The organism is Gulosibacter massiliensis, from assembly GCF_900626105.1.
Lineage (GTDB): Bacteria > Actinomycetota > Actinomycetes > Actinomycetales > Microbacteriaceae > Gulosibacter > Gulosibacter sediminis.
The window spans coordinates 263,250-275,042 of the sequence record NZ_UYZX01000002.1 but is presented as its reverse complement, the minus strand read 5'-3'; the positions used below and the strand labels follow the sequence as shown (position 1 = coordinate 275,042).

The 11,793-nt window shown below is 67.5% G+C and carries 18 protein-coding genes; 11 read left to right on the top strand and 7 right to left on the bottom strand.

Annotated elements, in window-relative coordinates; genetic code table 11:
• Nucleotides 1-48 precede the first annotated feature (48 nt).
• The gene (locus tag EJL01_RS11115; RefSeq protein ID WP_235988218.1) at nucleotides 49-210 is read right to left on the bottom strand and encodes a hypothetical protein; all 162 of its coding nucleotides are present in this window, start codon (nucleotides 208-210) and stop codon (nucleotides 49-51) included.
• 63 nt (nucleotides 211-273) lie between these two features.
• Between EJL01_RS11115 and EJL01_RS11110 the strand changes: the two genes are divergently transcribed.
• The 3 genes from EJL01_RS11110 to EJL01_RS11100 all read left to right on the top strand — a co-directional run bounded on the left by EJL01_RS11110 (nucleotide 274) and on the right by EJL01_RS11100 (nucleotide 2,876).
• A complete protein-coding gene (locus EJL01_RS11110) occupies nucleotides 274-780 on the top strand; it encodes an ABC transporter ATP-binding protein (RefSeq protein WP_241209208.1) in 507 nt (168 codons plus the stop codon).
• Nucleotides 781-987: 207 nt separating this feature from the next.
• A complete protein-coding gene (locus EJL01_RS11105; protein WP_125107704.1) occupies nucleotides 988-2,325 on the top strand; it encodes a M20/M25/M40 family metallo-hydrolase in 1,338 nt (445 codons plus the stop codon).
• Complete coding sequence (locus tag EJL01_RS11100) at nucleotides 2,325-2,876, top strand: HutD family protein (RefSeq protein ID WP_125107703.1); 552 nt, start codon at nucleotides 2,325-2,327, stop codon at nucleotides 2,874-2,876. Before EJL01_RS11105 ends, EJL01_RS11100 begins: the two co-directional genes overlap by 1 nt.
• Before the next feature lie 44 nt (nucleotides 2,877-2,920).
• Here EJL01_RS11100 and EJL01_RS13020 read toward each other — a convergent pair whose 3' ends face one another.
• The 4 genes from EJL01_RS13020 to EJL01_RS11085 all read right to left on the bottom strand — a co-directional run bounded on the left by EJL01_RS13020 (nucleotide 2,921) and on the right by EJL01_RS11085 (nucleotide 4,618).
• Nucleotides 2,921-3,088, bottom strand: a complete 168-nt coding sequence (locus tag EJL01_RS13020; RefSeq protein WP_164509808.1) for a hypothetical protein — start codon at nucleotides 3,086-3,088, stop codon at nucleotides 2,921-2,923.
• Nucleotides 3,085-3,774 (bottom strand): DsbA family oxidoreductase, encoded by a 690-nt coding sequence (locus EJL01_RS11095; protein WP_125107702.1) that lies wholly within the window; start codon nucleotides 3,772-3,774, stop codon nucleotides 3,085-3,087. The genes EJL01_RS13020 and EJL01_RS11095 overlap by 4 nt, the downstream gene beginning before the upstream one ends.
• A gap of 93 nt (nucleotides 3,775-3,867) precedes the next feature.
• Nucleotides 3,868-4,170 carry a hypothetical protein gene (locus EJL01_RS11090; RefSeq protein WP_125107701.1) on the bottom strand — a complete coding sequence of 101 codons (303 nt, stop codon included), beginning with the start codon at nucleotides 4,168-4,170 and terminating at the stop codon, nucleotides 3,868-3,870.
• 103 nt (nucleotides 4,171-4,273) lie between these two features.
• Nucleotides 4,274-4,618 (bottom strand): hypothetical protein, encoded by a 345-nt coding sequence (locus EJL01_RS11085; RefSeq protein WP_125107700.1) that lies wholly within the window; start codon nucleotides 4,616-4,618, stop codon nucleotides 4,274-4,276.
• Nucleotides 4,619-4,813: 195 nt separating this feature from the next.
• Between EJL01_RS11085 and EJL01_RS11080 the strand changes: the two genes are divergently transcribed.
• Complete coding sequence (locus EJL01_RS11080; protein WP_125107699.1) at nucleotides 4,814-5,176, top strand: YidH family protein; 363 nt, start codon at nucleotides 4,814-4,816, stop codon at nucleotides 5,174-5,176.
• Nucleotides 5,173-5,517, top strand: a complete 345-nt coding sequence (locus EJL01_RS11075) for a hypothetical protein (protein WP_125107698.1) — start codon at nucleotides 5,173-5,175, stop codon at nucleotides 5,515-5,517. The genes EJL01_RS11080 and EJL01_RS11075 overlap by 4 nt, the downstream gene beginning before the upstream one ends.
• A gap of 196 nt (nucleotides 5,518-5,713) precedes the next feature.
• Here the strand turns inward: EJL01_RS11075 and EJL01_RS11070 are convergent, their stop codons facing one another.
• Nucleotides 5,714-6,922 (bottom strand): cobalamin-independent methionine synthase II family protein, encoded by a 1,209-nt coding sequence (locus tag EJL01_RS11070; protein ID WP_125107697.1) that lies wholly within the window; start codon nucleotides 6,920-6,922, stop codon nucleotides 5,714-5,716.
• 147 nt (nucleotides 6,923-7,069) lie between these two features.
• On the opposite strand from EJL01_RS11070, the gene EJL01_RS11065 reads away from it, so the two are divergent.
• From EJL01_RS11065 to EJL01_RS11055, 4 genes are all read left to right on the top strand, one after another.
• Nucleotides 7,070-7,552 (top strand): helix-turn-helix domain-containing protein, encoded by a 483-nt coding sequence (locus EJL01_RS11065; protein ID WP_125107696.1) that lies wholly within the window; start codon nucleotides 7,070-7,072, stop codon nucleotides 7,550-7,552.
• Between the two features lie 8 nt (nucleotides 7,553-7,560).
• Nucleotides 7,561-7,917: a VapC50 family PIN domain-containing toxin gene (locus EJL01_RS11060; protein ID WP_125107695.1), complete on the top strand. Its 357-nt coding sequence runs from the start codon at nucleotides 7,561-7,563 to the stop codon at nucleotides 7,915-7,917.
• 70 nt (nucleotides 7,918-7,987) lie between these two features.
• Nucleotides 7,988-8,122, top strand: a complete 135-nt coding sequence (locus tag EJL01_RS13375) for a hypothetical protein (protein WP_282827774.1) — start codon at nucleotides 7,988-7,990, stop codon at nucleotides 8,120-8,122.
• Between the two features lie 15 nt (nucleotides 8,123-8,137).
• Nucleotides 8,138-8,380 carry an RNA-binding S4 domain-containing protein gene (locus EJL01_RS11055; RefSeq protein ID WP_125107694.1) on the top strand — a complete coding sequence of 81 codons (243 nt, stop codon included), beginning with the start codon at nucleotides 8,138-8,140 and terminating at the stop codon, nucleotides 8,378-8,380.
• Between the two features lie 212 nt (nucleotides 8,381-8,592).
• Here the strand turns inward: EJL01_RS11055 and EJL01_RS11050 are convergent, their stop codons facing one another.
• Nucleotides 8,593-9,192 carry a CGNR zinc finger domain-containing protein gene (locus EJL01_RS11050; protein ID WP_125107693.1) on the bottom strand — a complete coding sequence of 200 codons (600 nt, stop codon included), beginning with the start codon at nucleotides 9,190-9,192 and terminating at the stop codon, nucleotides 8,593-8,595.
• A gap of 141 nt (nucleotides 9,193-9,333) precedes the next feature.
• On the opposite strand from EJL01_RS11050, the gene EJL01_RS11045 reads away from it, so the two are divergent.
• Nucleotides 9,334-9,960, top strand: coding sequence for an isochorismatase family protein (locus EJL01_RS11045; RefSeq protein ID WP_125107692.1), 627 nt, complete (start codon nucleotides 9,334-9,336; stop codon nucleotides 9,958-9,960).
• Between the two features lie 288 nt (nucleotides 9,961-10,248).
• Nucleotides 10,249-11,694 (top strand): plasmid pRiA4b ORF-3 family protein, encoded by a 1,446-nt coding sequence (locus EJL01_RS11040; RefSeq protein ID WP_125107691.1) that lies wholly within the window; start codon nucleotides 10,249-10,251, stop codon nucleotides 11,692-11,694.
• The last annotated feature ends 99 nt before the right edge of the window (nucleotides 11,695-11,793 follow it).

Sequence of the window (11,793 nt, the reverse complement as noted above, 5' to 3'; positions counted from 1 at the left end):
TCAGGGCGATTCCCCTCAACGCCACCCAACCGGGATGGGACGTCTGGGCTACTTCTTGTTCGCGAGGCGCCAGCGCTGACCCGGGTCGGTCGCGATGCGCAGCCACTGAGCGAGCACGTTCGCACAGACCGTCGTGATGACGATCGCGAGACCGGGCAGCACGGACTGCCACCAGGCGATCGACAGGTACTCGCGGCCCTGGGCCACCATGAGACCCCAGCTGAGGTCCGGCGGCTGGATGCCGATACCGAGGAACGCAAGCTGCGCCAGCGCATGCAGATGGTCTACCAGAGCCCGTTCGACTCGCTCAACCCGCGCATGAACCTGCAGCAGATCATTAGCGAGCCGCTGAAGTCATTCAAGGTCGGCGACGCCGCCGCACAGAAGAAGCGCGCCCGCGACCTGCTCGACCAGGTGTCGCTGCCGTCGAATCTCATCGACCGGTTCCCGGATGAGCTCTCGGGCGGCCAACGCCAGCGCGTCGCGATCGCGCGCGCCCTCGCGCTCGAGCCCGAGTTCGTCGTGCTCGACGAGGCGGTGTCGGCGCTCGACGTGTCGGTGCAGGCGCAGATTATCAAGCTGCTCGACGAGCTGCAGGGCGAGCTCGGCCTGAGCTACCTCTTTATTACCCACGACCTCGGCGTCGTCGCCGAGTCGGCCGACACCGTCGCCGTGATCCAGCACGGCAAGATGCTCGAGTACGGCCCCACCGCCGAGATCTTCCCTCACCCGCAGAGCGACTACACGCGCAAGCTGCTCGACGCGGTGCCGAGCCTGTAGCCCGCGCCCGCGCTGGCCGCGCATCCGCCTTCGCGCTCACTTTGTGGGTGGTTCGGCCGGCGCGTAACAGTGTTGCGGGGCGCGTGCGACATACTCGGTCACACGGCTTGGGATGCCCAGGGTCGCCCGCTTGACTGGATGCACGGCCCGGACACCGCGACACGGCGCGGCCCGGGCCGGCCAACTTCCACGACGGCAGGAGCGCCAATGACGACCCCCGACCACGCCGCCGCGGTGCGAAGACTCGAGGACGAGGCGCTCGAGTTCACGCGGCAACTGATTCGCATCGAGAGCGTCAACACGGGCGATCTCGCGACGATCGGTGACGGCGAGACGCGCGCCGCGAGGCTCGTGCAGGAGTGGCTCGGCGAGGTCGGTATCGAGGGTGAGTTCTTCGAACCGCATCCCGGCCGCGGCTCGTTCGTCGCGCGCGTGCCGGGGAGTGACTCTTCGGAGCCCGCACTGCTCGCACACGCGCACCTCGACGTCGTGCCGGTCGATGCACGCGACTGGACCGCGCCGCCCTTCGGCGCCGAGGTGCGCGACGGGTTCTTGTACGGCCGCGGTGCCGTTGACATGAAGCACTTCGCTGGCACGCTCGTGGCCGTGGTGCGGCACTTCGCACGCACGGGTGTGCGGGCGCGGCGCGATCTCGTCCTCGCGTTTCTCGCCGATGAAGAGGCGGGCGGGGTCTGGGGCTCGCGGTGGCTCGTGCGCAATCGGCCCGAGTTGTTCTCGGGCGTGACCGAGTCGATCAGCGAAGTCGGCGGGTTCTCCGTGCCCTTGGATGCGTCGGGCCGACGCGCGTACCTGCTCGCGACCGGCGAGAAGGGCCCGGCGACGGTCGCGCTGACCGCGCGCGGGGCCGCCCGGCACGCCTCAGGATTGTCGTCGGAGAACACGGTGGTTGCGCTGGCCGAGGCGGTCGCGCGCATCGGGGCGTACGAGTTTCCGGTCGCGCGCACGGGTGCGCTCGAGGCTTTCCTGGATGCGTTTGGTCGCGCCCGCGGCCGCGCGTTCGACGAGGCGACGCTCGAGGCTGAGCTCGCGGGGCTCGAGATCGCGGGTCCGCTCGTCGGTGCCGGCCTGCGCACGACGGCGACCCCGACCGTGCTCGAGGCCGGCGGCAAGCCGAACGTCGTGCCGGGGCGTGCATCCGCGCTCGTCGATGTGCGGGTGGTTCCGGGGCAGGACGAGCTCGTGCGCGCGACGCTGCGCGAGCTCGCGGGGCCCGATATCGTGATCGAGGAGCGCGCCTGGTTCCGCGGCACGGAGTCGCCGGCGTCGGGGGCGTTCGTTGAGGTGCTGCGCGAGGCGATCGCGGTCGAGGATGCGCAGGGCGAGGTCGTGCCGTACATGCTGCCCGCGAGCACCGACAACAAGCATTTCTCGACGCTCGGCATCGCCGGGTACGGGTTTACTCCCCTGCGGGTGCCGCTCGACTTCGACGTGTTCGCGCAGTTCCACGCCGCCGACGAGCGCGTGCCCGTCGAGGCGCTGCAGTTTGGGGCGCGCGTGACGGCGCGTGTGTTGGAGCGGGCGTAGTGGTGGGTGCTGAGGGTGCGCCTGGCCGGCCCGCGGGTTGGCGGGTGGTCCGCTCGCTGCGCGACCGTGAGTCGGCCCCGTGGGCGAATGGCCTCGGATCGACGACCGAGCTGGTCGGCCTCGATGAGGAGGTGCCGGGAATCGTTCGCGACGGCCGCCGGTGGAAGCTCAGCGTCGCAGACCTCCAGCAGCCCGCAGACTTCTCACCGCTGCCGGGGCTGCACCGCACGTTCGTGCCGGTGGGCGCATCCGTCTCACTTGAGGTCGACGGCCGCGTGCACCTGGTTGGCGATGGCGTGCTGCTGCGCTTCGGCGGCGGCGCGGCCACCGCGCTCGTCGCGCTCAGTGCGCCCTGCAACGCCGTGAATCTCATGGCCGAAAGTGCGGACTTCGACCTGCGGGTTGTCACGTCTGCCGCGGATGCGCCGGGTGCGATCGTGCTCATCGCGCTCGCCGATTCGGAGTTGGTTTCGCGGTTCGACCTGCTCGTGCCGGACGGTTCACTCGGCAACGGCGACCTCCCCGCAAGCCTCGGCGCGATTGTCGCCTGAGCCTCGACGCCGCGGTCGGTCAACGAGTCGGAGTTGTGCGGCAGCTAGTCGCAGGTGCCGCCGATCGAGCAGGTGGTCGTGGTGACCGCCCCGCCAAGGAGTCCGTCGAGGCCCTGAATCGCGGGCAGCGACGTAGCCGATTCGCCCGCGGCGGATGCCGTGGTCACGGCGTCGCCGAGGTCTTGCACCGAGGTTTCGCGCGGCTCGCTCACTTCGCGGCCTCAGCATCCTGCTCGGCGACGAGCGAGCGCACGACCTGGCGGAAGGTGTCGAGCGGCAGTGCGCCCGGCGCGGTGTACTTGTGGTTGAAGAGGAAGAACGGCACGCCCTGGGCGCCGAGCATCTGGGCGCGGCGGGCCTCGTCGGTGACCTCCTGGTTGAAGTCGTCACCGGCGAGCACTTCGCGGGTGCGCTCCTCGTCGAGGCCCTGCTTCGTGGCGGCCGCGACGATCTCGTCCTGGTTGAAGGGGTTCACGTCACCCGCAAAGTAGCGGCGCTGCAGGTCGAGGAAGAACGCGTCGCCGTCACCACCGTTGTCGATGACCGCCTGGCGCACGCGGTGCAGTGGGCGGGTGTTCGCCATCGGGCGCTCGGTCGCGTAGGGGCGGCCGATCTCGTCGGCGAGGCCGTGGATCTGCTGTTCCATCTGCTCGATCTGCTCGCGCGGCATGCCCTTGCGGCGGGCGAGGTGGTCGACGTTGGTTTCGCTGCCGTCACCGACGGGCGAGGTCGGGTCGAGCTCGAACGCGTGCAGCTGGATCTTGAAGCGGTCGCTGAGGCCCTCGGCCTCAAGAGCGTCGTGAAGGCGCGATTCGCCGATGTAGCACCACGGGCAGACGACGTCGGTCCAGATGTCAATGGCAATCGGCTTGGGCGTGGTCTGCGTGTTCGAAGTCATGCCCGAGACAACGCGGCATGCGCCCCTCAAATTCCCGCGCGCCCGCGCATCCCTGGTAGGTCCATGGGTGTTGCGGGGCGGCAGACGCAGGGCTCAGAACAGCGCCCGCCACGGCTGGAACAGGGCGAAGTTCGCGAGGCCGGCGATGAGCCCGAGGATGCACAGCATGAGTCCGACGCCCGCGAGAATCGCGCCGACCGGCGCGAGCGGAACCGTGACCAGCGCGTTCATGCCGATGTACGAGTGGGGCTCGAGCACCTGCAGGAACATGACGATGACGAAATAGATGGGCGGCAGCAACGAGAGCGTGCCAAGCACGGTCGCCGCCAGGGCCTGATTGCGCCCGGGCGCGGGTGCCGGCTGCTCCGACTCGCCCAGCTGACCAACTTCGCTCATGCGCGTCACCCTAGCCGCGCCTCCGTCGACCCTGCCACACGAATGATTGCGGTTTCATCACTGCTCCCACTCGCGCGGGCGTTGCGAACACCAGCTAGGTCCATCACGTCCAGGGTTCGAAGTAGGCGAGCACGACGAGGCAGGCGATGACCCCGATCACGCACAGCACGAGGCCGACGTTCGCCTTCGCGCCCTGCCGCTTCGCCCGGGTCGCGAGCCAAATACCGATGCCCGCAAGAATCGCACCGACCGGCGCTGTCGGAACCGTCAGCAAGCCGAAGAAGCCGATGAACGACTCAGGGTTCAACAGTTGGAGGGTGCCGATGACCAAGAAGTACACGGGAGGAATCAGCGACAGTGCCCCGAACACTACCGCGGTGACGGCCTTGCCTCGTCCTGGTTGGAATGTCTCGCTCACCGGCGTGACCGGCCGCAGAACTTCGCTCATGAGCGTCACAGTAGCCCAGCATCCGCCGCCCCTGACCGAACGCAAGATTGCAGTTTCATCACCGCGCGCATCCGGCATTCCGGCCATGATCATGGGTGTCGCGTTTGGGCCCATTTCCCGGCCGAATTCGCGCCCGACTGGGGCGAAACGCACCGCCTAAGGCCCGCAGTGACGCGGGCGGCGCACAATGGGGGCATGTCTGCAGAGTCGCGGTTTCCGAAGTCGGTCTATGCGTCGGGCGAAGAGCCGGATGCGCGCTTCACGCTGTCGAACGAGCGCACGTTTCTCGCGTGGATGCGCACGGCGATCGCGCTGATCGCGTGCGGCATCGCGCTGCAGCTGCTCGGCCAACAGCTGCACGAGGTGATGCGGATGCTCGCGGCCGTCGCGCTCGTGCTGACCGGCATCGTGCTCGCGGTCGCCGCGTGGTTTTCGTGGATGCGCACCGAGCGCGCGCTGCGCCGCGACGAGCCGCTGCCGCGCACGCCGCTCGGGCTGATCTTGTCGATCTCGGTCGCGGTATCGGGCGCGCTGCTCGTCGCGGCGATGTTGCTATGACGCTGCACTCGTACGACCCCGACGACGTCGCGCTGCCGCGCAGCGAAACGCGGTTCGCGTGGCAGCGCACCGCGCTCGAGATCGGCATCTACTCGCTGCTCTGGTCGCGCCTCATGCTCGGGCGTCCCGGCGAGGATGTGCTCGCGCTGCTCGGCTACCTCAGCATCGCCGCCGCGGCCGGGCTGTATCTCGGCGCGAGCATCCGTCACTCGGGGCGCCGCCCGGTCTTCAATCGCGCGCCGTGGCTGCAACTCGCGCTGCTGCTCGGGACGGTCGGCGCGGGCGTCGTCGCGCTCGTCGTGATCGCGCTCTCGGCGCTGCCGCAGTCTGCCGCGCCGTAGGTCGCCCGACGCCCGCATAGGTGGGGATGGCGGTGGCCGAGCAACTTGCGATGCGGTTTTCTACGATCGCTGCGGCTGTAACCGCAGCGATCGTAGAAAACCGCATCCCATCGGCAGCAATCACCGCAGCCGCCATCGCACCTCGCGGAAAACGCGAAGGGGCCCCGCACACGGCGGGACCCCTCAGCGACAGCGACTAGATGCGGGCGACCGCGCGGCGCGCGCCCTCACCGAGCGAATCGAGCTTCGCCCAGGCGATCTGCGGGTGGATGCGGCCACCGAGGCCGCAGTCGGTCGAGGCGATGACGCGCTCAGGGCCGACGATCTTCGCGAAGCGGGCGATGCGCTGCGCGACGAGGTCGGGGTGTTCGACGAGGTTCGTCGAGTGGCTCACGACGCCGGGCACGAGGATGAGGTCGTCGGGGATGATCGCCGCGTTCTCTTCCCACACCTCGTACTCGTGCTCGTGGCGCGCGTTCGCGGCCTCGAACGACACCTGGCCGACGTTCGCCGAGAGCACGGTCTTGAGGATGTGCTTCAGCTCGATGTCGGTCGTGTGCGGTCCGTGCCACGAGCCCCAGCAGAGGTGCAGGCGCACGAGTTCCTTCGGCAGGCCCTTGATCGCCTCGTTGATCGCATCGATGCGGATCTGCGTGAACGCGAGGTAGTCCTCGACGCTCGGCTCGGGGTTGATCTGGTCCCAGTTCTCGGCGAGCGACGGGTCGTCGAGCTGCACGATGAGGCCGGCATCGGTGACGGCCTTGTACTCCTCGTGGAGCGCGGGGATCCAGGCGTCGATGTGCTCCTGCTCGCTCGCGTAGAAGTCGTTCTGGATGCGCGCGGCCGAGCCGGGCGCGATCGCGGTGATGAAGCCGCGCTCGCCGGCCTCGAGCGCCGAGGCGAGGTTGCGCACGTCGGTGGCAATCGCATCCTGGCCGACGTACTCGATCTCGCCGGTCGTTGCCGGCCACTCCGTCGCGTTCTTGCCCGTGCCCATGCCGCTGTTCGGGTCGGCGTAGGCCTCCGCGAAGATCGTCCAGTCGCGGCGGTCGGGGAACGAGGTGAGCTGCACGTTGCCCGGCGTCGAGCGCACGGGCTCCTGCGTGAACGGGTTGTCGCCGGTGAGCGAGAGGCCCTTGTTGCGCTGGAACGAGTAGGTCCACCAGGCGCCGTAGTCGACCGGGCTCGACATCGCCTTGCCGAACTCACCGTCACCGGGCTGCGTGATGCCGAGCTCGCGCTGGCGCTCGACGACGTCGCGCACCGCCTCGGTCACGAGGGCGTCGTATTCGGGCGTCGACTGCAGTGTGAAGCCGTCGTCAGCGACGGTGCGCGCCGAGTTGGCGTCGATGAGCGCCTGCGTGCGCGGCAGGCTTCCGGCAGTGGTGGTTTCGATTTTCGTCATAGTGCTCAAAAAGTATCGAAGTACCCCGATATTTCTGCGCTTTGTGACGCCGCAAGACTTTTTGCTGCGGTAGTGATCGCACACCGAAGCACTTCACATTTTCGAATATTTCGAATAAACTGGTGAGGAAGCAGACAGGAACTCACCATGCGCAACACCCTCGACGACTCCAACGGCCGCACCTTCGTCCCTAGCGAAGCTGAAGGTGCCCAGTTCGCGCGCATCAAAGAACAGCTTGAGCAGCAGTCCGCCAACGGCGCGACGATGCGCATCGTCGCCGGCGATGGCGAGGAGCTCGAGCTTCCCGGCAGCCTCTTCGAGGTCGTGCGGCATATCGCCATGACACTCAGCGAAGGTCGCGGCATCAGCGTCATGCCGCACGACACCCAGCTCACAACACAGGAGGCCGCTGACTTCCTCGGCATCTCGCGACCGACGCTGGTGAAGCACCTCAGCGAGGGAGAGATTCCCTTCTCGGCCGTCGGTCGCCATCGCCGAGTACTGCTGACAGATCTCCTCCGCTACCAAGAGGATGCGCGGGTCAAGCGACGCGCGCTCCTCCGCCGCACTGCGCGCGAGGGCCAGCAGGACGGCCTCTTCGACGTCACCTACGAGCCCGAGTCGGAGTAGTCAGCAAAATGGCATTCTCCGATGCCGAGGTACACGGGTACGAGTCACTGGCACCCCAGATGACGTGCGACGAGAACGACAGACATGTGCTGGCCGCAGCCGTTCGAGGTGACGCCGCGGTGCTGGTGACGTTCAATCTTCGCCACTTCCCGAACGATGCCCTGGCTCCATACGATATCGACGCCATTCATCCCGATGAGTTTCTGCTCAACCAATTAGATCTTCATCCGGAGGAGACTGTGGGGGCAGTCCTTCGACAGGCGGACGCGTACGAGAAACCGCCGCTCACGACGACCGCACTCTTGGCGCAACTCGCAAAGGCTGGTGTGACCAAGTTCGCCGAAGCGGTTTTGCGATTGCTCTAGTTCGCGGTCGAGCGCGCTGATCACGACCGTCACCTACGCCTTCGAGGATGCGGCGGGCACGCGCCGTTTCGTGCAGCGCTCGACGCGCATCCCGGTCGCCGACCCGCTCGTCAACGGTGAGGTCGTCGACGTGTGGTTCGACCGCGCGGATCCGTCGAACACGAAGCGCATCGTCATCCGCCGCCGCGACGCCGCGCGCCGGTGACGTAGCGTGGCAGCCATGCGCAACAACCAGCCGATCGACGACGTGCCCATCGCCACCGACATGATCCGCCTCGGCCAGTTCCTGAAGTTCTCGGGCCTGCTCGAGACCGGCGGCGACGCGAAGGAGCTCATCGGGGATGGTCTGGTCGAGGTGAATGGCGAGGTCGACACCCGGCGTGGCCGGCAGCTGCACAACGGTGACGTCGTGACGTTCGAGGGGCGCAGCGCGCGGGTGGTCGCGCCAGTCGACGACGCCTAGCCGGTGGCGCGACACGTTGACGCGCGCAATGTCCGCGCGTCCGTGGCCTCAATCGCGTGGGTCACGTTCGTCCCGTGGTCGAAGCTGAAGCGCCTCAAGGAACTCGACGACGACGCGGACAACTCGTCGCAGTAGCCCACTCGCACGACTACCTCAGGCGGGTTGGGCCGACTACGCGAGCCGACGCTCACTGCGGGCGCTGCCGCGAAACTCTAACCGCGAGCGTCGGCCGCCGCCGCTTCCTTCTTGCGCGCGTAGGCCCGCGCCGCCCGCACGCGATCGCCGCAGCGCGTCGAACACCACTGCCGACGCGCGTGGGTTCGCAAAAAGAACCGGATGCACGGCTCGGCTTCGCAGCGCGCGAGCAGCGGCGCCTCGTCGCCGGTCAGTAGCGTCGCCGCATCCTCGGCGATCACTGACATTGCCTGCTCGACAACCTGCGTCACGGGATGCTCCGGGACCCGAACGAACCCACCCCCAGGTGCCATGCCGAGCAGCGGGATTTGCGGGGCCGCCTTCATCGCCGCATTGATGCGGTCGAGCGCGTGCTCCCCCAGCCGCACCCCGTCGACCGCCGCTGCGAACGCCTCCCGCAGGTCCTCGCGCATGCCGAGCAGCCGGTTCTGGCAGTAGGACTCGAGCATGGAACCTTCGGCGGCGAGGCCACGTTCGATCAGCCACGACGTAGCGTCCGCGGGCGTCTCGATCGCGTCGACCACCACGTCGCCAGGCAGCCGAATCACGCTGTTCACGAGGTCGATACTGGGATGCTCAAGCGCACCAGGACTCGGGGGAAGAGGCAGTTCGTGCATAGTTCTCATGGTAGCAACGTCGATTTACCGTGAACTTTTGCTACGCTAAGCCTCACGGCAAACACCTCTACTTGCCGTGACTTGCGAGCACCGAGGCTCCAGCCTCCGACGACACGCCCGCCACCAACACCAAGGAGCATCATGACCACACCGAACCGCGCCCTGATCATCATCGACGCCCAGCAGGAGTACTTCGAGGGCCTGCTTCCCATTCAGTTCCCCGACCGCAACGAGTCGGTTGCGCGCATCGCCGCGGCCATCGACGCCGCCGCAAACGCCGACGTTCCGGTCGTGATCGTGCAGCACGAAGCGCCCGCCGGCGCACCCATCTTCGACCCCGCGGGCGCGACGTTCCCACTGCATCCCGAACTCGAGGCGCGCGCCGACAAGGCCGCGCACCAGTTCACCAAGTCGTTCGCGAGCGTCTTCGCCGGCACCAGCCTCGAGGAATGGCTGCGCGAGCGCAACATCGATACCGTCACCCTCGTCGGCTACATGACGAACAACTGCGTGCTCGGCTCGGCCGCGGCCGCCGAACCGCTCGGCTTCGGCGTCGAGGTGCTATCGGACGCGACTGGCGCGATCGACCTGTCGAACGACGCCGGATCTGCCTCGGCACAGCAGGTGCACGAGACGCTCATGGCGCTGCTCAACTCGAACTGGGCGGCGGTCGCGACGACGGATGCGTGGGTCGAGGCGATCGGCAGCGGCTCCGCACTGCAGGGCGGCAACCTCATCGAGTCGGCGGCACAGGGCCGCGCCGCGTAGTCGGATCGCAAGAAGCGACCGCGAGACAAAGGCAAGCCCCACAGCAGGAAATGCGACCGGCGCTGGAACCAGCAATCCGCAACTTCCGGCGCCCTCGCATCTACCTTCGCCGACATGGTCGCCACACGTAGCCGTTTGGGCGTCGTTGATTCTCACCCGCCCGGCGGGGTGCGACGCACGCACTCGCAGCCGCATCGCTCCCCACGGTTGAAGGGCAGCATCCGCTGATCCAGAATTGTTCGCGATGCTGCGTCGTCATTCGCGGCGCACCGAACTGGGAGAGCACGTATGGCGACTGAGGGTTCCGAAGCCGCAAACATTCAGACATTCGTCGACTACATCCGTGCAAGCGCGATGTCAGCGCAGGCCGGTGATTCGTTCGACGGGCAAGGCCTGGGCGACCTCTGGCGCCGGCCCGAGCCGCAACTCCTCCCCACCCCCTCGGTGGTGCGGGGCTTTCGCATCCGCATCGACCTGCAGCACACGAAACCGCCGGTGTGGCGCCGCGTCGAGGTGCCCGGCGACATCCTCCTCCCGCGACTGCACGAGGTAATTCAGGCGGCGATGGGATGGACCGACAGTCACCTGCACCGCTTCCGCAGCAGCAACGACCAGAACCCTCCCGAGTTCCTCACCCGGTTCGACCTCGCCGAGGGCACCGAAGGGATGCTCGAAGACGACGTGCGTCTCGATCAGGTCCTGGCTGCCGAGGGTGACCGACTCTGGTACGACTACGACTTCGGTGATGACTGGAACCACCTCCTGCACGTCGAGAAAGTGCTCGACAGCCCTCCTCCGGCACCGACGTGCGTCGGTGGGAGGCTTGCCTGCCCGCCAGAGGACTGCGGCGGCGTTTGGGGATATGCAGAGCTCGCCGCCTGGGTGCGCGCGGACTACGACAACGCGATCCTCCCTCAGGCTTTCGACAGCGCAGCGGAAGGTCGCGACTGGCTGCCCGACGGCTGGCACCCCGATACCTTCGCCATTGGTGAGACGAACGAGCTCATTGCGGCAGCCATGGCAGACCCAGTTCCGCTCGTCGAAGAACTTGAGTCGCTGCTCGAACTGGCCGACAACGTCGGCGCACGAGGCGTGCGCGACGCGCTCGCACATCCCGCCATTTCCGGCGCAACTGACGTCAGCGCAGAAGATGCAGCGGATCTCGCCGAGCCGTTCCTGGTGCTCCTCGACGTCGTCGCGCCCGGTGTTACGCTCACCAACGCCGGGTATTTGCAGCCCGCGGCCGTCGAGCAGATCGCCCACCGCACGGGTGTCACCGATTGGTGGCCCCGCAAAGCCAACCGAGAAGACCTCACTCGGCCGGTCATGAATCTGCGCACCACGGCGCGTGCTCTGGGGCTCGTCGCTGTACGCAAGGGCCGCATCGCCCCGACTCAGGCCATCGCCAAGCACCGTGACGATCCGCAAGCGATCCTGCGGCACATTGTCGGCCGCCTCCCCCTCGGAAGAACACCCGACGAACGGCACGCCGGCTGGATGGCGCTCACCGTGGCCGCGAATGAAACGCCTGCGGAACTCTGGGACTCGCGCATCAGTGAACTCATGTTTGAGCTCGGCTGGAGCGACAGTAAAGACCCTTACCGTGCGCCAGCCCCCGGCAGCGCCACGCTCGACGTGCTCCGCCTGCTCGGAGGGTCGATGCGCGGGATCCGCAGACCTCGGGGCGTGAACAAGGCGGTCGCCGCTATGGCCCGGGCCGTCATTTTGCCCTGACCGCGATGAGCGCGCTGTTGGAAGGGAGTCTTGGTCGCGACACTCGGGAACGAACCCCGGAAAAAGTGCACCAAATTTGCACAATAAACACCTCAGAAA

Coding starts and splice junctions, on each gene's coding strand:
- EJL01_RS11050 (WP_125107693.1), bottom strand. CDS start 9,192: ATGCACGAACTGCCTCTTCCCCCGAGTCCTGGTGCGCTTGAGCATCCC.
- EJL01_RS11110 (WP_241209208.1), top strand. CDS start 274: ATGCAGATGGTCTACCAGAGCCCGTTCGACTCGCTCAACCCGCGCATG.
- EJL01_RS11080 (WP_125107699.1), top strand. CDS start 4,814: ATGTCTGCAGAGTCGCGGTTTCCGAAGTCGGTCTATGCGTCGGGCGAA.
- EJL01_RS11060 (WP_125107695.1), top strand. CDS start 7,561: ATGGCATTCTCCGATGCCGAGGTACACGGGTACGAGTCACTGGCACCC.
- EJL01_RS11055 (WP_125107694.1), top strand. CDS start 8,138: ATGCGCAACAACCAGCCGATCGACGACGTGCCCATCGCCACCGACATG.
- EJL01_RS11075 (WP_125107698.1), top strand. CDS start 5,173: ATGACGCTGCACTCGTACGACCCCGACGACGTCGCGCTGCCGCGCAGC.
- EJL01_RS11105 (WP_125107704.1), top strand. CDS start 988: ATGACGACCCCCGACCACGCCGCCGCGGTGCGAAGACTCGAGGACGAG.
- EJL01_RS11095 (WP_125107702.1), bottom strand. CDS start 3,774: ATGACTTCGAACACGCAGACCACGCCCAAGCCGATTGCCATTGACATC.
- EJL01_RS11070 (WP_125107697.1), bottom strand. CDS start 6,922: ATGACGAAAATCGAAACCACCACTGCCGGAAGCCTGCCGCGCACGCAG.
- EJL01_RS11045 (WP_125107692.1), top strand. CDS start 9,334: ATGACCACACCGAACCGCGCCCTGATCATCATCGACGCCCAGCAGGAG.
- EJL01_RS11040 (WP_125107691.1), top strand. CDS start 10,249: ATGGCGACTGAGGGTTCCGAAGCCGCAAACATTCAGACATTCGTCGAC.
- EJL01_RS11115 (WP_235988218.1), bottom strand. CDS start 210: ATGGTGGCCCAGGGCCGCGAGTACCTGTCGATCGCCTGGTGGCAGTCC.
- EJL01_RS11090 (WP_125107701.1), bottom strand. CDS start 4,170: ATGAGCGAAGTTGGTCAGCTGGGCGAGTCGGAGCAGCCGGCACCCGCG.
- EJL01_RS11085 (WP_125107700.1), bottom strand. CDS start 4,618: ATGAGCGAAGTTCTGCGGCCGGTCACGCCGGTGAGCGAGACATTCCAA.
- EJL01_RS11065 (WP_125107696.1), top strand. CDS start 7,070: ATGCGCAACACCCTCGACGACTCCAACGGCCGCACCTTCGTCCCTAGC.